The organism is Mesorhizobium cantuariense (assembly GCF_042647205.1).
GTDB lineage: Bacteria > Pseudomonadota > Alphaproteobacteria > Rhizobiales > Rhizobiaceae > Mesorhizobium > Mesorhizobium cantuariense.
Genome location: NZ_JBHRVD010000001.1, coordinates 2,283,809 through 2,303,790 on the forward strand (window position 1 = coordinate 2,283,809; position 19,982 = coordinate 2,303,790).

Genomic DNA, 19,982 nt, shown 5'->3' on the forward strand with positions numbered 1-19,982 from the left:
TAGTCGGGTCGAAATGAGATCCTATCTCTCCGACAGGATGGGCGCGGCGCTGTTGATGGCGCCGCTGCTCCTGTTTCTTGTCCTGGCCTATGCCTGGCCGTTCCTTGGCGTCGTCAAATGGAGCTTTACGCTGCCGACGCCGGGGCTCGGCCAGTATGAGGCGCTGCTCACCGACGATCTGGTACAGTCGGTGTTCATCCGCACGCTGCGCATCGCGGCGGTCGTCACCGTGGTTTCGGTGGCCGCTGCCTACGCCATCACCGTCGTCTGGGTGCGCGGCACCCCGGCACAGCGCCTGATCGCCGAGTTCTGCATTCTCGTTCCCTTCTGGATTTCCGTGCTGACCCGTGCCTTCGGCTGGGTGGCGCTGCTGTCCAATCGCGGCCTGGTCAACACCTGGCTGCAGGCGATCGGCTTCATTTCCGAACCGCTGGCGCTGGTGCGCAACGAATTCGGCGTCATCGTCGGCATGACGCATTTCCTTATTCCGTTCGCCGTCTTCCCGCTGGCATCGGCCATGCGCAGCCTCGACGACCGTGTGCTGCTGGCGGCGCGCGGGCTCGGTTCCAGCCGCATGCGCACCTTCTGGACGGTGTTCGTGCCGATGACGCGCTCCGGCATTATCGGCGCGGCGATGATCGTGTTCGTCTTCTCGCTCGGCTTCTTCGTCACGCCGGCGATCCTCGGCGGCGGCCGCAGCGTCATGATTGCCGAGCTGATCTATCTCAGGATCTTCCAGAGTCCGGACTGGGGTCTGGGTGCTGCGATCAGCGTCGTGCTGGTGCTGTTCGTCGGCGCGCTGATGGCGCTTTTGTTCCGCTATGTCAGACCGAAGCAGTTGATCTGATGCCGACCTATCGCCCCGGTCCTGTCTCGCTGATCATCGCCGCCTTCGTGGCGCTGTTCCTGCTGATGCCGTTGCTCGCCGTCATCCCGGTGTCGCTGACACCGAGCCGCATGCTGGCGATGCCATCCGGCGAACTGTCGCTGCGCCATTACCGGGCGCTGATCGAGGATCCGCGCTGGCTCCAATCGATCCTGCTCAGCATCAGGATCGGCATTGTCAGCAGCGCCTTTTCCACCGTGCTGGCGCTCTGCTTCAGCCTCGGCGTGTGGATGTTTCAGCCGCGATTCACCGCGGCCCTTGTCGGCTTCGTGCTGCTGCCGATGGTGGTGCCGCCTGTGGTCTCGGCGATCACGCTCTACTTCCTGTTGACCTCGATCTCGGGTTTCAGCTCGTTCTTCGGCTATGACACCTGGCTTGGTGTCGTCATGGCTCATTCGGTGATGACGGTGCCCTTCGCCACGGTGCTGATGCTGGTCTCGCTCAGCCAGCTCGACCGCCGCATCGACCTTGCCGCGCGAGGCCTTGGTGCAACTGTCTGGGAGCGCGCCACCCGCATCATCATGCCCAACATTAAGTTCGGCATCATCACCGCGGCGTTGCTGTCGTTCGTGCTGTCCTGGGAAGAAATCGGCGTCACCCTGTTCATCACCTCGGTCAACGCCATCACACTGCCCAGGCTGATGTGGATGGGCCTGCGCGACAACATCGACCCGGCGATCGCGGCTCTGTCGGTGATCCTGATCATCATCACGGTGCTGGTGCTGGCGATGCGCAGTTTCTTGGCAAGGCAGCGCGGGGCGCAGTGAGAAGGCAAAGTGTAACGCAGGCCCGCTTGACCTTCGGGGACGGCGCTCCCCTCCCGTTCCGCCGGACATCTCGCCCACGAGGGCTTCGGGCTACCCCATCGCGCGGCGGATTGTCCTGGACAGGCGGGCAAGGAATGTCGGCCGGGACGATGCGTCGAGCTTCCACGACAGTACCGTCATGGCCATTTGCCGCGGCAGCATGCCGACCGACAGGAACCAGGCGGCAAGCACGGCGCGACGGCGCAGGGACGCCGTCATTTCGAGGCTGGCGACAGCGCCCGCCGCGGCGAGCCCCAGCCGGGAATCGTCGGCCACGGGGTGCCGGTGCCTGTCCGCGCACAGCGACGCCAGCCGTTCTTCCAGGTGGACCGGATCATGGCGAACAACGTCTGCCGGCACGACGGTCAGGCCGGCCTGCGATGCCTGGTCCGACAGCGCCTCCATGCGGTGGAAATCGTGCTCTACCCGCCAGCGTGCCCGCTCGGCGAGCTTTTCACCGAAAACCGAATGGTTGGCGCCGTGGATACAGTAAGCGCCGACACATTCATCGATGGACTGGACGTGGCCATAGAGCGGCGCCAGCGTCGCAAGATAGCCGTCGGCGCCCTGGCGGAAATCCGGTTCCGGAATCGGCATGATCGATTCCAGGGTCGTCCGGTCAAAGGCCAGCCCGCTGGTCACGGTCGTCTGGTAGCGCCCCTTGTGTAGCAGTTTCGGCATGACATCGCCGCTGTCGAAGGGCAGTTCCGGCCGCGGAAAGACGTCCTTGATGCGTTGCCGGTCATCGACAATGTGCAGTCTGGATTGCACCTGGGCGGTTGCTGCGTCCCAGGTGTCGACGATTGTGGAGACGGCTTCCGGATAAAGATAATCGTCGGCGTCGAGGAAGAGGATGATGCTGCCCGAGCTCGCGGCAAAGCCGGTGTTGAAAGCGGCCGCATGCCCGCCATTCTTTCGTCGCGGACAAGCGAGGATCCTGTCGCCGTAGGATTCCATGATGGTCGTGGAATTGTCCTGCGATGCATCGTCCACGACGATGACTTCGACATCGTCGTGGTCCTGTTCCAGGGCGCTGTCGATGCTACGCTCAAGGAAACGCGCGTAATTGTAGTTCGGAATAATGATGGAAACCGGGATTTTGTGGGGGATATGCATCGCATTCGACCTCGCATCTTGCTTTGGTTTCGGCAAAATCCGCTCGTGGGCTGCCTCCTCTTCAAGCTCGCTCCGCGAGTTTCCCAAGGAAAGCCTCCGCCTTTCGTCGGGAGACGGATCACGTTTCTCTTTCGCGACTTCATGCAAAGCCGCCATCGCCTTCGAGGATCGCGGTGGCCGATTGGGTCAAGTGTGTCGCCGGCCAGCAAAAGCTCCGACGCTCCCGGCCATAGACCAAGCGCGACGGAAATGGTGTCGCGTTCGGTCACAGTGGAACCGAAGCGGACGCTTTGAAGGCATGTCCGATGTTGCCCTTCGAATGCGGCCGGAACAAGCCCGCTATCCGGAAACTGACGTGCGGACGCGTGGCCAGGTAATGTCGGGTGAACTAGACAAACCGCACAGAGACGCGGCCAAACCTGCCCAAATCGCCAGTGACTTCGTCGCCGGCCTCGACGCTTATCGGCGTCACGCAGGTGCCGGTTATCACCACCTGTCCCGGCTGCAGTGCTATGCCCAGGCCCGACAGTTCGTTGACGATCCATGTGAGCGCGATGCGAGGATCGCCCAACACGGCTGCTCCGGTTCCCTGATGCTGCGACTTTCCTGAAACGAAAGCGACCACCGGGTGCTTCGCAAGGTCCACATCGCGCCAATCGTCTTCCACAGCGTCGCCGATGACAAACAGATTGGCACAGGCGTTGTCCGCTATGAGCTGCGGCGCCCCGACGGCGCAGAAATCGTCATACCGTGAGTCCGGAATTTCGATCGCCGGGTGCAAGGTGGCCACGGCATCCATCACCTCGGCGATCTCGTAGGGTGCCGGACGCGCCGGCAACTGGCGGCCGAAACGGAAAGCGAATTCGATCTCGGCCACGCGCATCTTGCTCGTCGCCAGGGACACGGCACCGCCAACCTCGACCGCTTTTTCGGCCAGGAGACGCCCGGCCATCGGACCGTCGACGTTGATGTGCCTTTGTCCGGCCAGACTGGTTGCAGCAATCTTCCAGCCGAAAAGCGGAGCCACTGAGCGATCCATCACATGCGACTGGATGGCATAACCTTCGCTCCGCGTTTGTGGCCGTAACTCCTGGGGTATGGCGTCGAGACGGGTGCCCCTGTCCCAATGGCTTACCAACAACTGCGACGCAGCCCTGGCCTTTTCTGGATCAAGCATCATCAGCCCCGGAAATCAAAAGAGACGCTCGCTGCCCACCGCTTCGTGGATCAAAAGCCGGCAAGAAACATTCCGTCATGTGGACCCGCCCATATGCGGCAAGGTTAGGTGACCAGGAACCGAGTGTCCACATTCATGCCCCGCTTGCCAATCATGGCTGGCCTAGCTCTGTCAGGCCGCAGTGCCGTCATCATCAGGGTAGTTGAGTGCTTGCGCTTCGCAGCTTCATCGTTAGGCTGCGCGGCGCCCGCTGATTGGCTAAGCCGGGCAGAAGCCGGATACGCCTAAGCGGCGGTTCTGGCGTGGCAATGATCCGCAAGGCCGCGACAGGGAGGAAGAAACGATGACCGCGTCCGGCGATTTGCAGCAGGCATTGTTCCAGAGATTGAGAAGCGATGCATCGCTGTCGGCGCTGCTCGGTGGCGCCGGATTGCTCGAACAGCCAGCCGACAATGCCGCCTTTCCCAACGTGACTTGCGGCCAGACAAGTGCCTTCGATTGGGACACTGGCGTCCAGAATGATGCCGATCAGCTGGTCACGCTGCATGTCTGGTCGAAAGCCCATGGCGACGCCGAGACGCATGCGATCATGGACAGCATAAAGGCGCGCCTCGCCGACGCGGTACTGGTCATCGGCCCACGCGGACAGACACGCCTCGTGCTTGAATTCGCCGAGGCCCGTCATGACGAGGACCTCCTCGTCCATCACGGACTGCTGCGCTTTCGCGCGATAACGCAGGAAAATGCCTGATGTGCTTTCAATATGGTCGAAACGGGGTCTAGACTGGCGTTTCCCGGATTTCGCCTGGTTGGGCGGCGAAATCCCGATCGGTTGTCTCGCGTTTCAGGGGTGTGGCGAGGATGTTTTCAGCGGCGTTCACCGTTCATTTCACGTTCAGCACCGATGCGTTACAACGCCGACCATGAAAACGCTTCGCTCCCACTTCCGAACCGCGACAGTGGCGCTCTGTGCTGCCGGGCTGTTTGCGTCGCAGGCAATGGCGATGCCGGTCGTCGCGCCCGACCAGGCCAGCCCGATCCTGCTGGCGGCGTCCGATTGCTACGCGATCGGCCAGCAGGTGGCCGAACAGAATGGCGGAACGCTGGCCAAGGCCTCGCAATCGACACGCGGCGGCCAGCCTGTCTGCGTCATCGTCGTGCTCGTGCCGGGCAAGGACGGACAGCGTCCGCGTCGCTCCGAGATCGTCGTTCCGCTGAACTGACCCAATCTTCCATCTTACAGACCTCCGTTTCCCAGGCCGCCGGAATCGGCCTATATCTGACCATAGCTCTTCAACAGGTATCGAACTCCGCATGCGCGTACTCGTCGTCGAAGATGACAAGGATCTCAATCGGCAGATATCGGATGCGCTGGTCGATGCCGGCTATGTCGTAGACCGCGCCTTCGACGGCGAGGAAGGCCATTTCCTCGGCGACACCGAGCCCTACGACGCCGTCGTGCTCGACATCGGCCTGCCGCAGATGGACGGCATCAGCGTGGTCGAGCGCTGGCGCCGCGGCGGCCGCAAGATGCCGGTGTTGATCCTGACGGCGCGCGACCGCTGGAGCGACAAGGTCTCCGGCATCGATGCCGGCGCCGACGACTATGTCACCAAGCCGTTCCACATCGAGGAGGTTCTGGCGAGGCTACGGGCCCTGATCCGGCGCGCTGCCGGCCATGCGTCGTCCGAACTGACCTGCGGGCCGCTGCGCCTCGACACCAAGGCCTCCAAGGCCGATGTCGACGGCGTGCCGCTGAAACTGACGTCGCACGAATTCCGCCTGCTTGCCTATCTGATGCACCATATGGGCGAGGTCGTCTCGCGGACTGAACTGGTCGAGCATCTCTACGACCAGGATTTCGACCGCGATTCCAACACCATCGAGGTCTTTGTCGGGCGGCTGCGCAAGAAGATGGGCATCGACATGATCGAAACCGTGCGCGGCATGGGCTACCGCATGCGTGAGCCGGAGGCGTAACTCGGAACCGCTCAAACCAACCGCAAGGACGCCGCTTTCGCTGCGTTTGTGGCCGCGTTCGCTGACGTTCCGCGTCATCGCCTTTTCCACGGTCTGGGCGATCGTGACGCTCGTTGTCATCTTCACCCTGATCACCACCCTCTACCGCCAGGCCAGTGAGCGTGGCTTCGACAGCCTGCTTTCGGCGCATCTGTTCAACCTGATCGGCTCCATCGGTATTTCCGACAACGGTGCGCTGACCGGCGCGCCCGACCTCGGCGACCTCCGGTTCTCGGAGCCGAATTCCGGCTGGTACTGGTCGGTGGAGCCCGCTTCGGAAGGCGTGCATGGCGATCTCCACTCGTCGTCGATGACCACGACGATCCCGTCGCCAAGTGTCGCCGAGGTGCCTTTCAATTCCAGCTTCCAGCGTAGCTATGCAGCCGAAGGCATCGACGGCGAGCAACTCGAAGTGTTCGAGAGCGAATTCGTTCTCGATGCCAAGAACCGCGCCGCGCGTTTCCGCGTCATGGGCAACCAGAGCGAACTCGAACAGGAAATCTCCATCTTCCAGCGCCGCCTGCTGACCTATCTCAGCCTGTTCGGCGTCGGCATGATCGCCATCAATGCCATCGCCATCCTGCTCGGCCTGCAGCCGCTGCGCCGTGTCAGGAACGCGCTTGCCATGGTGCGCGAAGGCACCGCCCAGAGGCTCGACGGCCGGTTCCCGGCCGAGATCGAACCGCTCGCCAACGAAACCAATGCGTTGATCGAAAACAACAGGCGCATCGTCGAGCGGTCGCGAACCCAGGTCGGCAATCTCGCCCATTCGCTGAAGACGCCGCTCGCCGTGCTGCTGAACGAGGGCCGCGCGCTTGGCGGCGCCAAGGGACAGCTGATAGCCGAACAGGCCGCTTCCATGCAGAAGCAGGTCGAGCACTATCTGCAGCGCGCCCGCGTCGCGGCGCAACGCGACAGTGTCGTCTACCGCACGCCGGTGACGCCGCTGGTGCAGCGCATGGTGCGGGTTCTGCAGAAGCTCAATCCGCAGACAAACCTGTCGCTGTCGCTGCCGGCGACGGAGATCGTCTTTGCCGGCGAGCGCGAGGACCTTGAGGAATTGTTGGGCAATCTTCTCGAAAACGCGATGAAATGGGCCAAGAGTTCGGTGTTGGTCTCGGTCGTGCCTTTGACCGGCAAGGACGATCCGGCCGGCCTGTTCGAGATCGGCATCGAGGATGACGGCCCGGGCATTCCCGAGGACAAGGCGCGCGAGGCGCTGAAGCGCGGACGGCGTCTGGACGAGACAAAGCCGGGAACAGGTCTGGGGCTGGCCATTGTCGCCGACCTCGTCAACGAGTATGGAGGCGTCCTGGCGCTCGAACGGTCCGGCATGGGCGGATTGAAGGCGGTGGTGCGATTGCGGAGCCTTCAATAATGCTTACCAGGGCCAATCGAGATCGAGCGACGTGGGATGTTATTGGCGGCATGTCGATTGGTCCCGCAGTGGTCGGCAGCGGCCAAATTTCCGACAAATATCAACACTATGGCCACGCTGACTTCTCCGATGACGCGGCCCCCGGCGCATCCATAACAGGCTCCAACTCAAGAAAACCGGTTGTTGGCATGAAGATTCGCGTCGCGCTTGTTTCCGCACTTCTGGCCGTTTCCGGCTGCACCACCTTGAGCGGCAAGGGTCCAACCGTCGCGCCGACACCGGCCTCGACGCCTCCTTCCGGCGGCAAGGTCACCACGACGATCATTTCGGCGATGGGCGGCGGCCTCATCGGTGGGTCGGTCGGCACCGGCCTCAGCGAGACCGAGAAGCGCAGCGCGCTCGAGGCTGAATACAAGGCGCTCGAATACACGGCCAGTGGCCAGAAAGTAACGTGGAAGGGAGCCCAGGCTTCGCGCTACGGCGAGGTGGTTCCGGCACAGCCCTATCGCGTCGGTTCGCAGGACTGCCGCCAGTATACCCAGACGGTGTTCACCGGTGGGGCCGGGGTCACGGCGCGTGGAACTGCTTGCCGAAACGCCGACGGCAGCTGGACGCCGCTGACCTGACGGTCGTCTGCCGGCGGTCGGCGCCTGGCGCCGGTCCCGTCAAAGCGTCGCAGGATGCATCTGTTGGCAGGGCAAGGCTATGCCGTTATTGGAAGAACCATGCTGTTCTGGGTCATAGCCGCAATTCTCACGCTGGGTGCAAGCCTGGCGGTGCTGCTGCCGCTGGCCGCCAGCTCGAAGGGCGCGTCGTCAAGCGGCGATCACGATCTCGAAGTCTATCGCGACCAGTTGTCCGAGCTTGACCGCGACGCCGCGCGTGGCTTGATCCAGCCGGCGGAAGCCGCCGAGGCCCGTGCCGAGATCGCTCGCCGCATCCTTCGCATCGATAGTTCGGCCGGCAAGGCGTCCGTTGGCCGAGCCTCGGTCGCGGCAAGGCTGGTGGCCACCGCAGCCGTGCTGGCTGTCCCGCTGGTCAGCTGGGGCCTTTACAGTCAGCTCGGCTCACCCGATTTGCCGTCGCAACCGCTCAGCGAGCGGTTGGCCAAGAATCCGGCCGACAGTTCGGTCGACGAACTTGTGGCGCGGGCCGAAGCCCATCTGGCCGCCAATCCTGCCGATGGCAGGGGTTGGGATGTGCTCGCACCGGTCTATCTGCGCATGCAGCGCTTTTCCGACGCGGCCGCCGCCTATCGCAATGCCATTCGCCTCGATGGCGACAGCGCTGTTCGCCAGGCCGGTCTCGGCGAGGCGATCGCCAATGCGGCAGGCGGCATTGTCTCGGCCGATGCACAGGATGCCTTCGAGGCGGCTTTGAAGCTCGACCCGGCCAATGCGAAGGCCGGTTTCTACCTGGCCATGGCGCTGGCGCAGGAGGGGCGCGCCAAGGAGGCCGTTACGGCCTGGCAGGCGATGCTGGGCAGTTTGCCGCCGGACTCGCCGTGGCGCGGTGCGGTCGAGCAGGCGCTGGCCAAGTCCGGCAGCCCCGAAGTCGCATCCGGTGGCACCACCACCAACGGTCCCGATGCCGGCGATATCGACGCCGCATCCTCGATGTCGCCGCAGGACAGGGAAGCCATGATCAACACCATGGTCGCCGGTCTCGACGACAAACTGCGACAAAATCCGCGTGACGCGGAAGGATGGATGCGGCTTGTTCGTTCCTATGCTGTGCTGGGCAAGGCCGATCAGGCGCGTGAGGCGCTCGGTCGCGCCATTGCCGTCTTTGGAGCCGACAGTGACGAGGCGAAGAGATTCACCGCCTTTGCCGCCTCGCTTGGCCTGACGGCGACGGAGTAGAAGCAGACATGACGCGCAAGCAGAAACGATTGTCGGTGATCGCGGGTGGTCTGGCTTTCCTGGGCGCGGCCACCGGGCTGACCTTCTATGCGCTTGGCCAGAAGGCATCCTATTTCTACATGCCGGCCGATCTTTCCACCGCCAGTGTCATGCCTGGCCAGCGCATCAGGCTGGGCGGATTGGTTGAAAAAGGCACGATCCAGCGCGGGCAGGGGGCGACGGTCGGCTTTTCGGTGACGGACACGCACAAATCGGTCAAGGTCACCTATACCGGCATCCTGCCCGACCTTTTCCGCGAAGAGCAGGGCGTCATCACCGAAGGCACCTTCGGCCCGGACGGTGTCTTTGTCGCCGACAGCGTGCTCGCCAAGCATGATGAGCGCTACATGCCCAAGGAAGTGGCCGACGGCCTGAAGGCCAAGGGCGTCTGGCAGGAGAGCAAGAGTGAATAGCTCCGGCAGGAGAGCAAGAGTCCATGGTTGAAACCGGACATTTCGCCCTGGTTCTGGCGTTCGCGCTTTCGCTGGTGCAGACGCTTGTGCCGCTGTTTGGCGCGCGCCTGAACAACCAGCGGCTGATGGCCGTCGGCGGGCCGGTCGCGGTCACAGGCTTTGCCCTGACGGCGCTGTCCTTCGCAGCACTGGCGAGCGCCTATGCAAGCTCCGACTTCTCGGTGGCGAGCGTGTGGGAAAACTCGCATTCGCTGCAGCCGCTGATCTACAAGATCACCGGAACCTGGGGCAATCACGAAGGCTCGATGCTGCTCTGGGTGCTGATCCTGACCTTCTTCGGCGCGCTTGTCGCTGCTTTCGGCTCAAACCTGCCGGCGACGCTGCGCGCCAATGTGCTTGCCGTGCAGGGCGCCATCGGCGCCGCCTTCTTCCTGTTCATCCTGGTGACGTCCAATCCGTTCATCCGGCTCAACCCGGCGCCGATCGAAGGCCGCGATCTCAACCCGATCCTGCAGGACCTCGGCCTCGCCATTCATCCGCCGTTCCTCTATCTCGGCTATGTCGGCTTCTCGATCTGCTTTTCCTTCTCGGTCGCGGCCCTCATCGAAGGGCGCATCGACGCGTCCTGGGCGCGCTGGGTGCGGCCGTGGACGCTAGTCGCCTGGATGTTCCTGACCGGCGGCATCGCCATGGGATCCTACTGGGCCTATTACGAGCTCGGTTGGGGCGGCTTCTGGTTCTGGGATCCGGTCGAGAACGCCTCCTTCATGCCGTGGCTGGCCGGCACCGCGCTGCTCCATTCGGCCATCGTCATGGAAAAGCGTTCGGCGCTGAAGATCTGGACGCTGCTGCTCGCCATCCTCACCTTTTCGCTGTCGCTGCTCGGCACCTTCCTGGTGCGCTCGGGCGTGCTGACCTCAGTGCACGCCTTCGCCACCGATCCGACGCGCGGCGTCTTCATCCTGTGCATCCTGACGCTGTTCATCGGCGGCTCGCTGGCGCTGTTTGCGCTGCGCGCCTCCCGGCTGACGGCCGGTGGCCTGTTCCATCCGATTTCGCGTGAAGGCGCGCTCGTGCTCAACAATCTGTTCCTGACCACGGCAACCGCGACCGTGCTCGTCGGCACGCTCTATCCGCTGGCCGTCGAAGCCTTTTCAGCCGACAAGATCTCGGTCGGAGCGCCGTTCTTCAACCTCACCTTCGGGCCGCTGATGGTGCCGCTGCTGCTGGTGGTTCCGTTCGGGCCGCTGCTGGCCTGGAAGCGCGGCGATGTCTTCGCCGTCGCGCAGCGCCTGATGGTGGCGTTCGCCGCAGCCCTCCTGGCGACGCTGGTCACCGTCCTGTTCATCGACGGCGCCTCGGTATTCGCAGCCCTGGGCGTCGGCCTCGCCGTCTGGTTGATCCTCGGTGCGCTCACCGACCTCGCCGTCAAATCGGGATTTGGCAATGTTGCAGCGGGGATCATGGTCAGGCGCCTGCTTGGCTTGCCGCGCTCGGTTTTCGGCACCGCCTTCGCCCACCTTGGCCTTGGCCTGACCACGCTCGGCATCGTCGGGACGCTTTGCTTCGGCACCGAGAAGATCCTGTCGATGCATGCCGGCGAGACCGTCGAACTCTCCGGCCATACGCTGCGTTTCGTCGGGCTTTATCCGGCCCAGGGACCGAACTACGCCGAGGACCGCGGCCGCTTCGAACTGATCGGCGTCAGCGGCAGTCCTGTCGGCGAAATCAGCTCGGCCAAGCGATTTTATCCGGTGCGGCAGATGACGACGACGGAGTCCGGCATCAGGACGATGGGCCTCTCCCAGCTCTACATTTCGCTCGGCGACGAGGGCAATGACGGCTCGGTTGTGGTGCGCCTGTGGTGGAAACCGCTGGTGACGTTGATCTGGGGCGGCGGCCTGATGATGATGACGGGCGCGGCGATGTCGCTGATGGACAGGCGCCTGCGCGTCGGTGCGCCGTCGCGCCGGCGCAAGCAGGCGAGTGCGGTGACGTCCGCGAGCCTGCCATGAACGCACGCCTTTCTCTGACGTCGATTGTCCTGCTGCTGGCGCTTTTTTTTGCCGGTGCGGCACAGGCTGTGAAACCTGACGAGATGCTGGCCGATCCGGCGCTCGAGGCGCGGGCGCGGGCGCTGTCGGAAGGCTTGCGCTGCATGGTCTGCCAGAACCAGTCGATCGATGAATCCGACGCCGATCTCGCCCGCGACCTGCGCGTCCTTGTGCGCCAGCGCCTCGTCGCCGGCGATACCGACCAGCAGGTCATGGACTACGTGGTTTCGCGTTACGGCGAGTTCGTGCTGCTGAAGCCGCGTTTCGACCTGCGCAATGCATTGCTGTGGGGCACACCTGTCCTGCTGTTGCTGGTGGGCGGCGTTTTCATCGTGCTGACCGCGCGGTCGCGCCGCACCCTGGCAACAAAATCCCTGTCCGCGGAAGAACAGGCATCGTTGGACGCCATATTGCGCCGCGACTGACGACCGCCGTCACCCCCAAACATTACCAAAGTTTCATGTGTCGGAAATGGCGCTGTAATGTGCGCCTCTCTAATTCTCTTTCCCGAGGATGCCGATCAAGCAGCGTCCGTTTGAAGAGGATAAGAAATCCATGAATATTGCCCCCAATTCATATTCCGTCACCCGCAAGCGTCTCATGGCTGCCGTCGCGTCCATTGCCGTTGCCGGTGCGATCGGTATTGGCGCACTAACCAGTGGAACCAGCCCTGTTCTGGCTGACGCCGTGCGCGTCGAGGCACCGCAGGTGCCGGGCTTCGCCGATGTCGTCGAGCGCGTTTCTCCCGCCGTCGTCAGCGTCAAGGTCAAGGCCAAGATCAGCCCGGCGGCGGACGACGGCTCCGACCAGTCCGACGATCCGGATGGCATGAACAACCTGCCCGACAATCCGCAGCTGCGCCGCTTCTTCAAGGAATTCCGCGGCTTTGGCGACCAGGACGGCCAGGGTGGCGGCAACAGACGTTTCAGCCACCGCGACCACAACAACGACCAGCCGCGGCCGGTTGCTCAAGGGTCCGGCTTCTTCATCTCCGATGACGGCTATCTCGTCACCAACAACCACGTCGTTTCGGAAGGCTCGGCCTTCACCGTGGTGATGAATGACGGCAAGGAACTCGACGCCAAGCTGATCGGCACCGACCCGCGCACCGATCTCGCCGTGCTCAAGGTCGACGGCGTCGGCAAGTTCACCTATGTCGACTTCGCCGACGATTCCAAGGTTCGCGTCGGTGACTGGGTGGTGGCCGTCGGCAATCCGTTCGGCCTCGGCGGCACCGTCACCGCCGGCATCGTCTCGGCCCGTGGCCGCGACATCGGCGCCGGCCCGTACGACGACTTCATCCAGATCGATGCCTCGGTCAATCGCGGCAATTCGGGCGGTCCGACCTTCAACCTCAACGGCCAGGTCGTCGGCATCAACACCGCGATCTTCTCGCCGTCCGGCGGCAGCGTCGGCATCGCCTTCGACATTCCCGCTTCGACCGCCAAGCAGGTCGTTCAGGACCTGATGAAGAGCGGCTCCGTGCAGCGTGGCTGGCTCGGTGTCGAAATCCAGCCGGTCACTTCCGACATCGCTGAGTCGCTCGGTCTGAAGTCCAACAATGGCGCGCTGGTTTCCAGCGCCCAGGACGATGGTCCCGGCAAGAAGGCCGGCATCACGGCCGGTGACGTGATCACCCAGGTCGACGGCAAGGACGTTGCTTCGCCGAAGGAACTTGCCCGGCTGATCGGCGCCTTCTCGCCTGGCAAGTCGGTCGACGTCACCGTGTGGCGCGACGGCAAGAGCCAGACGGTCAAGGTCGATCTCGGCAAACTGCCCTCGAGTGACAAGCAGGCGTCTGTCGACCAGCAGCAGCCAGCCGCTCCGGCCAAGCCAGACACGTTGGCCGACCTCGGCCTGACCGTCACCAAGTCCGAAAACGGCAAGGGGCTGGTGGTGACCGACGTCGACCCCGACAGCGACGCCGCCGATCGCGGCATCCAGCCGGGCGACGTCATTACATCGGTCAATTCGACCGAGGTGAACGGCACCGACGACGTCACCAAGGCGATGACCGATGCAGTCAAATCCGGCCGCAAGGCGGTGCTGATGCAGATCACCCGCGACGACACCAATCGTTTCGTAGCGCTGCCTGTCGCCAAGGGCTGACGTCGGCTCCGGAACCGGAGCTGTTCGACTTTTCCAGTGCGGCCGTTTCAAACACCCCCGAGCCGCCGCACGGGAAAGCATGGAGGAGCGCGCGTTAGTCAGTCATCGCGCCTTCCCCCGGCGGCAGCGGGCCTCCCATCGCCCGCTGCCGCACAATTCAAAGCGCTTCAGCAGTCTGATCCAACGACATCGGGGACAAGGACTTTTATCGCGCACGGCTTCGGATGATCTTGATCGCGATGCGCTTTGGCAAAGGCCACAATGCAGATGTCTGCCACTCAACCTTCCGGCGAAATCGCGTATAACAGTCCTATGAAGATTCTCGTCATAGAAGACGATCGCGAGGCTGCGGATTACTTGCAGAAAGCCTTCACCGAGGCTGGTCACACCGCGCATGTCGCCGGTGACGGCGAAACCGGCTTCGCGCTCGCCGATGCCGGCGATTACGACGTGATGGTCATCGACCGGATGATGCCGCGCCGCGACGGCCTGTCGGTCATTGCCGGTCTGAGATCCAGGGGCAACACGACGCCGGTGCTGATCCTGTCGGCGCTCGGCGAGGTCGATGACCGGGTCACCGGCCTGCGCGCCGGCGGCGACGACTATCTGACCAAGCCTTATGCCTTCTCCGAGCTTCTGGCCCGCGTCGAGGTGCTGAACCGCCGCGCCAGCGCCAAGGAAGCGGAAACCGTCTACCGCGTCGGCGATCTCGAACTCGACAGGCTGTCGCATTCGGTCCGCCGCGCGGCGCGCGAGATCACGCTGCAGCCGCGTGAATTCCGTTTGCTCGAATATCTCATGCGGCATGCCGGCCAGGTGGTGACGCGCACCATGCTGCTCGAAAATGTCTGGGACTATCATTTCGATCCGCAGACCAATGTCATCGACGTCCATGTCTCGCGGCTGCGCGGTAAGATCGAGAAGGGCTTCGATAAGCCCATCCTGCACACGGTTCGCGGCGCCGGCTATATGCTGAAGAGCGGCTAGCGGCAGCATGGCTCTTTCCGTGCCAGCCATCATGAAGACGACGGCAGCGCGGCTTTCGGCGCTCTACCTCCTGCTCTTCGCGCTCTGCGCGGTGGCGCTCGTCTTCTACATGACCTCCCTGTCGGCGCGCATGCTGACGGCGCAGACCCAGGACACCATCAATGACGAGGTGCTCGGCCTGGCTCGCGCCTATCAACGCGGCGGCCTGCCGGTGTTGGTCCGTGTGGTCGAGGCGCGCTCGCGCCAGCCCGGCGCAAACCTCTATCTGATCGCCGACGCCAACGGCCAGATTCTGACCGGCAATGTGCAGAGCCTGGAACCGGGCGTTCTCGAAACCGAAGGTTGGACCAGCAGCCCTTTCTCCTACCAGCGCTTTGGCGAAGGAGAACTCGAGCGTCTGCGCAATCTGCCCGCCGAGCAGGGTACCACCACCCAACCCGAGCAGAGCGACGCGCAGGCGCAGGGCGAAAAGGGTCACAACGCCATTGCGCTGGTGCTGCGGCTGCCGAACCAGATGATCATGCTGGTCGGCCGCGATCTGGGCGAGCCGGAACGGTTTCGCGCCGTCATACGCCGCGCGCTGATGCTGGCGCTCGGCATGATGGGGCTTGGCGGATTGCTGATCTGGTTCTTTGTCGGCCGCGCCGCGCTGAAGCGCATCGACAGCGTGTCGGAAGCCAGCCGCCGCATCATGGGCGGCGACCTGTCGGGCCGGCTGCCGGTGACCGGCGCCGGTGACGAGTTCGACCGGCTCTCCGAAAATCTCAACGCCATGCTGGCCAGGATCGCGACGCTCAACGAAGGTTTGAAGCAGGTTTCCGACAACATCGCGCATGATCTGAAGACGCCGCTGACCCGTTTGCGCAACCGGGCAGAAGCGACGCTTTCGGGCAAGCACAAGACATCAGACTACCGGCAGGCGCTGGAAGGCACCATCGCCGAGTCCGACCAGCTGATAAAAACCTTCAACGCCATCCTGATGATCTCCCGGCTGGAGGCTGGCTACTCCTCGGAGAACACGAACCGTGTCGATCTTGCGGAAGCCGTGCGCGATGTCGTCGAACTCTACGAGCCGGTGGCGGAGGAGGCGGGGGTGTCGCTCAACGCGGATGTCCGAGAGGCGGTCTTCGTCAACGGCAACCGCGAACTGATCGGCCAGGCCCTGTCGAACATCGTCGACAACGCCATCAAATATTCGACCGATGCCACCGCCCAGCCGGCCGTGCGCGTGGCCGTTGAGCGAGCCGGTGCGGACGTTCGGCTGTCGGTTGCCGACAATGGCCACGGCATTCCCGATGATGGCGACCGTGCCCGCGCGACGGAACGTTTCGTGCGGCTGGAGAAGAGCCGTTCGCAGCCGGGTTCCGGCCTTGGCCTCAGCCTCGCCAAGGCCGTCATGACATTCCACAATGGCCGGCTTGATCTCTTGCCTGGCAATCCTGGATTATCCGTGGTCATGAGTTTCCCTGCAAGGGAGGATCACTGATGAGCGAGGCTGCGAGGGCGACGGATTGGTTGCTGAAGCCGGCGACCAGCCTGGCTCCGCTGGACGAAAACCGTGCGCGGCAGGAACTGGCCGAGATCGCTTCCGTCGCACGCGAAGGAGGGCTGACACGGCTGACCAAGTTTTTGGCCGGCAAGGGGGAGGGCCAGGATTTCCTCGCCGCCGTCTTCGATCTGTCGCCGTTCCTGCGCGATACGGCACGCCGCCGGCCGGGGATTCTGGACGGCCTCTTCGACCAGACGGTCGAGGCTCGGCTGAAAGCGATCGGCGCTGCCATCGACCGGGCCTATTTGGCCGAGGCGGTCTCGGAATCCGGCCTGATGATGGACCTGCGCCAGTGGAAAGCCGAAGCGCATTTCCTGATCGCACTGGCCGATCTTGCCGGCGAAGCCGAAACGGTGCTGACGGTACGGCGGTTGAGCGACCTCGCCGATGCCTGCACGCGCGCCGCCGTCGACTTCCTGCTGCGCGACGCGCATGGCCAGGGCAAGCTCAAACTGCCGGATCTCGACAATCCATCGAAGCAATCGGGCTGGATCCTGCTCGGCATGGGCAAGCTCGGCGCGCATGAACTGAATTTCTCCTCCGACATCGATCTTGTGGTTTTCTTCGATCCGGAAGCGCCCGCCGTCGTCGATCCGCTCGACGCCACCGAACTTTTTTCACGGCTGACGCGCCGCCTGGTGCGCATCCTGCAGGACCGCACCGAGCATGGTTATGCCTTCCGCACCGATCTGAGACTCCGTCCCGATCCCGGTTCGACCCCGCTGGCAATCCCGGTCGAGGCCGCGCTGCGCTACTATGAGGCGCGCGGCCAGAACTGGGAACGCGCCGCCATGATCAAGGCGCGTCCGGTGGCCGGCGATCTGGCCGCGGGTGCTGCCTTCCTCAAGGAGTTGCAGCCCTATATCTGGCGCAAATACATGGACTACGCGGCGATTGCCGACGTCCATTCGATCAAGCGCCAAATCCACGCCCACAAGGGCCATGGCGAGATCGCGGTCAAGGGCCACAACGTCAAGCTCGGGCGCGGCGGCATTCGTGAGATCGAGTTCTTCGTCCAGACACAGCAGCTCATCGCCGGCGGCCGCTTCCCGGAACTGCGTGGCCGCGAGACCGTGCCGATGCTCGGTCAGCTCGCCGCACGCAGCTGGATCACCGCCGACGCGCGCGACGCGCTGGCCCGCCAGTACTGGTTCCTGCGCCGCGTCGAACATGCCGTGCAGATGGTTGCCGACGAGCAGACGCACACGCTGCCGGAAGACGATGAGGGGCTGGAGCGCATCGCCCGCATGCTCGGCTTTGCCGATGGGGCTGCCTTTGCCATGGCGTTCCGCGCCTCGCTGCAGCAGGTCGAACGCCACTACGCGGCACTTTTCGAAACCGCACCGGAACTGTCGACCGGTATCGGCAATCTGGTCTTCACCGGCGATGTCGACGATCCAGATACCTTGCAGACCCTGCACGGTCTCGGCTTTCAGCGGCCAAGCGACATCTGCCGCGTCATCCGCGGCTGGCATTTCGGCCGCTATCGCGTCACCCAGTCGGCAGAGGCGCGCGAGCGGCTGACGGAACTGACGCCGGCGCTGCTGCGTTCCTTCGGCCAGACGCGCCGGGCCGACGAGGCCCTGATGCGCTTCGACGAGTTTCTCGCCGGCCTGCCGGCCGGCATCCAGCTGTTTTCCCTGCTGCAGTCCAATCCGGCCCTGCTCAAGCTTCTGGCGACGATCATGGGTGCTGCACCCCGGCTGGCGGCGATCATCACGCGCCGGCCGCATGTCTTCGACGGCTTGCTCGACCCGGCCTTGCTGACCGAATTGCCGGACCGCGCCTATCTGTCGGCGCGGCTTTCCGCCTTTGTCGAGGGCGACCGGCTTTATGAGGACGTGCTCGACCGGCTGCGCATTTTTGCCTCCGAGCAGAAATTCCTGATCGGCGTCCGGCTGCTCGCCGGCTCGATCGATCCGGCGCGGGCCGGCCGTGCCTTTTCCGATCTGGCGGATCTCACCATCGAGGCGGCGTTGCAGGCGGTGACGGCCGAATTCGCGGCGCGCCACGGCACGATTGCCGGCGGCGTGGTTTCGCTGCTCGGCATGGGCAAGCTCGGCAGCCGCGAGCTGACCGCCGGATCGGATGTCGACCTGATCCTGCTCTATGACCACGCGCCGGATGCCGAAGAGTCCGATGGCGACAAGCCGCTGGCGCCTTCGCATTACTACACCCGCATGACGCAGCGGCTGATCGCGGCCGTGTCCGCGCCGACGGCGGAGGGGGTGCTCTACGAACTCGACCTGCGCCTGCGGCCATCCGGCAACAAGGGTCCTGTTGCCACCCATATCGATGCCTTCAAGAAATACCAGCGCCAGGAGGCTTGGACCTGGGAGCACATGGCGCTGGCGCGCGCACGCGCCATAGCCGGTGACGCCAGCCTGTGCGGCGAGGTTGAAGCGGAAGTGGCGGCGGTGCTTGGACAGCCGCGCGACGCCGCCAAGGTGATGGCCGAGGCCTCGGACATGCGCGCCATGATCGAAAAAGAAAAGCCGTCGCGCGATCTGTGGGACATCAAGCTGATCCCCGGCGGCCTCATCGATCTCGAATTCATCGCCCAGGTGGCTGTCATCACCGGGCAGGTCGAGGCCGGGCCGCGTGCCCCGGCCGTGCCAATTGCACGTGCCCCGGCCGTGCCAATTGCACGTGCCCCGGCCGTGCAAATTGCACGTGCCACCGGCACGGCCGAGATCCTGTCGCGCCTGGCGCCGCGCTTCGCCGCTGCCGGGATAAGGCAGGAGCTTGGCGACGCCTACGCGCTCTATCTGGCACTGACCCAGATGACGCGGCTTTGCTTAACCGGGGCCTTTGAGCGTGACGATGTTCCGCCGGGGCTTTCGGATCTGCTTCTGGCGGTGACTGACCTGCCGGATTTCGGTGTGTTGGAAGCACACCTCAAAGAGACGTCGCAAAAGGTCAGGAAGGACTTTGATCTTTTGCTTCGTGCCGGACGACCGTGAAGCGGTTGTCAGGTCGCATCGGGGGTGACGATGCAACAGGAGAAGACCATGAGAAAGTCAACGAAACTTGCCCTTGCCTTCGTAGCCCTTGCCGGCGCCGTCGGCACCACGGCCTATGCCGAAAACAACGCCAGTGAAAAAATGCGCGAGGGCACGATGATGCGCCTCGACAAGGCGATGAGCGATTCCGGCGGCACCATCACCTTCGACCAGTTTTCCGGCGCCATGAACGCGCGGCTGAAAAAGCTCGTCGCCGACAATGGCGGCAAGCTGACCGTCGCTCAGCTTGCCGATGCGCTTGAGAAGGCGCGTTTCGAGCGGATGGCCAAACGCATTATCGCCCGCTACGACTCGAAGGGCGACGGCACGCTGACGTCGGACGACATCACCGGTCGCGAGAAGAAGGTCTTTGCCATGCTCGACAAGAACAATGACGGCAAGATCGAGAAACGCGAACTGCCCAAAGGCGGCCGCTTTGGTCGCCACCATCGATGGGGCGGCGACGGCAATGGCGGCGATGTGCAGTAAGCAGAGGCGGGCCACCTGCTGCGGACCTCACCGAACGCCCCAATATCCAAACGTTGAACTCCGGCGGAAAACTGCCGCCGGAGAAATGCCCCGGTC

At 63.9% G+C, this 19,982-nt stretch carries 18 protein-coding genes; 16 read left to right on the forward strand and 2 right to left on the reverse strand.

What is annotated here, in order from left to right; genetic code table 11:
* Positions 1-13: 13 nt before the first annotated feature.
* Both ACFOJ9_RS10510 and ACFOJ9_RS10515 read left to right on the forward strand, forming a co-directional pair.
* Positions 14-847, forward strand: a complete 834-nt coding sequence (locus tag ACFOJ9_RS10510; protein ID WP_378978815.1) for an ABC transporter permease — start codon at positions 14-16, stop codon at positions 845-847.
* Positions 847-1,653 carry an ABC transporter permease gene (locus ACFOJ9_RS10515; protein WP_378978816.1) on the forward strand — a complete coding sequence of 269 codons (807 nt, stop codon included), beginning with the start codon at positions 847-849 and terminating at the stop codon, positions 1,651-1,653. The genes ACFOJ9_RS10510 and ACFOJ9_RS10515 overlap by 1 nt, the downstream gene beginning before the upstream one ends.
* Before the next feature lie 90 nt (positions 1,654-1,743).
* On the opposite strand, the gene ACFOJ9_RS10520 is transcribed toward ACFOJ9_RS10515, so the two are convergent.
* Positions 1,744-2,808: a glycosyltransferase family 2 protein gene (locus ACFOJ9_RS10520; RefSeq protein ID WP_378978817.1), complete on the reverse strand. Its 1,065-nt coding sequence runs from the start codon at positions 2,806-2,808 to the stop codon at positions 1,744-1,746.
* A gap of 388 nt (positions 2,809-3,196) precedes the next feature.
* Complete coding sequence (locus ACFOJ9_RS10525; RefSeq protein ID WP_378978818.1) at positions 3,197-3,985, reverse strand: 2-keto-4-pentenoate hydratase; 789 nt, start codon at positions 3,983-3,985, stop codon at positions 3,197-3,199.
* A gap of 343 nt (positions 3,986-4,328) precedes the next feature.
* On the opposite strand from ACFOJ9_RS10525, the gene ACFOJ9_RS10530 reads away from it, so the two are divergent.
* From ACFOJ9_RS10530 to ACFOJ9_RS10595, 14 genes are all read left to right on the forward strand, one after another.
* Positions 4,329-4,736 carry a DUF3168 domain-containing protein gene (locus ACFOJ9_RS10530; protein ID WP_378978819.1) on the forward strand — a complete coding sequence of 136 codons (408 nt, stop codon included), beginning with the start codon at positions 4,329-4,331 and terminating at the stop codon, positions 4,734-4,736.
* A 172-nt stretch (positions 4,737-4,908) separates the two neighbouring features.
* On the forward strand, positions 4,909-5,208 hold the full coding sequence (locus ACFOJ9_RS10535) for a hypothetical protein (protein ID WP_378978820.1): 300 nt from the start codon (positions 4,909-4,911) through the stop codon (positions 5,206-5,208).
* Positions 5,209-5,299: 91 nt separating this feature from the next.
* Positions 5,300-5,965 (forward strand): response regulator transcription factor, encoded by a 666-nt coding sequence (locus tag ACFOJ9_RS10540; RefSeq protein WP_023812809.1) that lies wholly within the window; start codon positions 5,300-5,302, stop codon positions 5,963-5,965.
* Positions 5,949-7,382 carry an ATP-binding protein gene (locus ACFOJ9_RS10545; protein WP_378978821.1) on the forward strand — a complete coding sequence of 478 codons (1,434 nt, stop codon included), beginning with the start codon at positions 5,949-5,951 and terminating at the stop codon, positions 7,380-7,382. The genes ACFOJ9_RS10540 and ACFOJ9_RS10545 overlap by 17 nt, the downstream gene beginning before the upstream one ends.
* A gap of 188 nt (positions 7,383-7,570) precedes the next feature.
* The gene (locus ACFOJ9_RS10550) at positions 7,571-8,008 is read left to right on the forward strand and encodes a hypothetical protein (protein ID WP_378978822.1); all 438 of its coding nucleotides are present in this window, start codon (positions 7,571-7,573) and stop codon (positions 8,006-8,008) included.
* Positions 8,009-8,107: 99 nt separating this feature from the next.
* Positions 8,108-9,244 (forward strand): c-type cytochrome biogenesis protein CcmI, encoded by a 1,137-nt coding sequence (gene ccmI, locus ACFOJ9_RS10555; RefSeq protein WP_378987701.1) that lies wholly within the window; start codon positions 8,108-8,110, stop codon positions 9,242-9,244.
* A gap of 8 nt (positions 9,245-9,252) precedes the next feature.
* A complete protein-coding gene (gene ccmE / locus ACFOJ9_RS10560; protein WP_378978823.1) occupies positions 9,253-9,696 on the forward strand; it encodes a cytochrome c maturation protein CcmE in 444 nt (147 codons plus the stop codon).
* A gap of 23 nt (positions 9,697-9,719) precedes the next feature.
* Positions 9,720-11,711: a heme lyase CcmF/NrfE family subunit gene (locus ACFOJ9_RS10565; protein ID WP_378978824.1), complete on the forward strand. Its 1,992-nt coding sequence runs from the start codon at positions 9,720-9,722 to the stop codon at positions 11,709-11,711.
* The gene (locus ACFOJ9_RS10570; RefSeq protein ID WP_378978825.1) at positions 11,708-12,175 is read left to right on the forward strand and encodes a cytochrome c-type biogenesis protein; all 468 of its coding nucleotides are present in this window, start codon (positions 11,708-11,710) and stop codon (positions 12,173-12,175) included. The genes ACFOJ9_RS10565 and ACFOJ9_RS10570 overlap by 4 nt, the downstream gene beginning before the upstream one ends.
* 130 nt (positions 12,176-12,305) lie before the next feature.
* Positions 12,306-13,859 (forward strand): Do family serine endopeptidase, encoded by a 1,554-nt coding sequence (locus ACFOJ9_RS10575; RefSeq protein WP_378978826.1) that lies wholly within the window; start codon positions 12,306-12,308, stop codon positions 13,857-13,859.
* 312 nt (positions 13,860-14,171) lie between these two features.
* On the forward strand, positions 14,172-14,846 hold the full coding sequence (locus ACFOJ9_RS10580) for a response regulator transcription factor (RefSeq protein ID WP_164548653.1): 675 nt from the start codon (positions 14,172-14,174) through the stop codon (positions 14,844-14,846).
* Between the two features lie 7 nt (positions 14,847-14,853).
* The gene (locus ACFOJ9_RS10585; RefSeq protein WP_378978827.1) at positions 14,854-16,332 is read left to right on the forward strand and encodes a sensor histidine kinase; all 1,479 of its coding nucleotides are present in this window, start codon (positions 14,854-14,856) and stop codon (positions 16,330-16,332) included.
* A complete protein-coding gene (locus tag ACFOJ9_RS10590) occupies positions 16,332-19,358 on the forward strand; it encodes a bifunctional [glutamine synthetase] adenylyltransferase/[glutamine synthetase]-adenylyl-L-tyrosine phosphorylase (protein WP_378978828.1) in 3,027 nt (1,008 codons plus the stop codon). The genes ACFOJ9_RS10585 and ACFOJ9_RS10590 overlap by 1 nt, the downstream gene beginning before the upstream one ends.
* Positions 19,359-19,406: 48 nt before the next feature.
* A complete protein-coding gene (locus tag ACFOJ9_RS10595; RefSeq protein ID WP_378978829.1) occupies positions 19,407-19,886 on the forward strand; it encodes a hypothetical protein in 480 nt (159 codons plus the stop codon).
* Positions 19,887-19,982 lie beyond the last annotated feature (96 nt).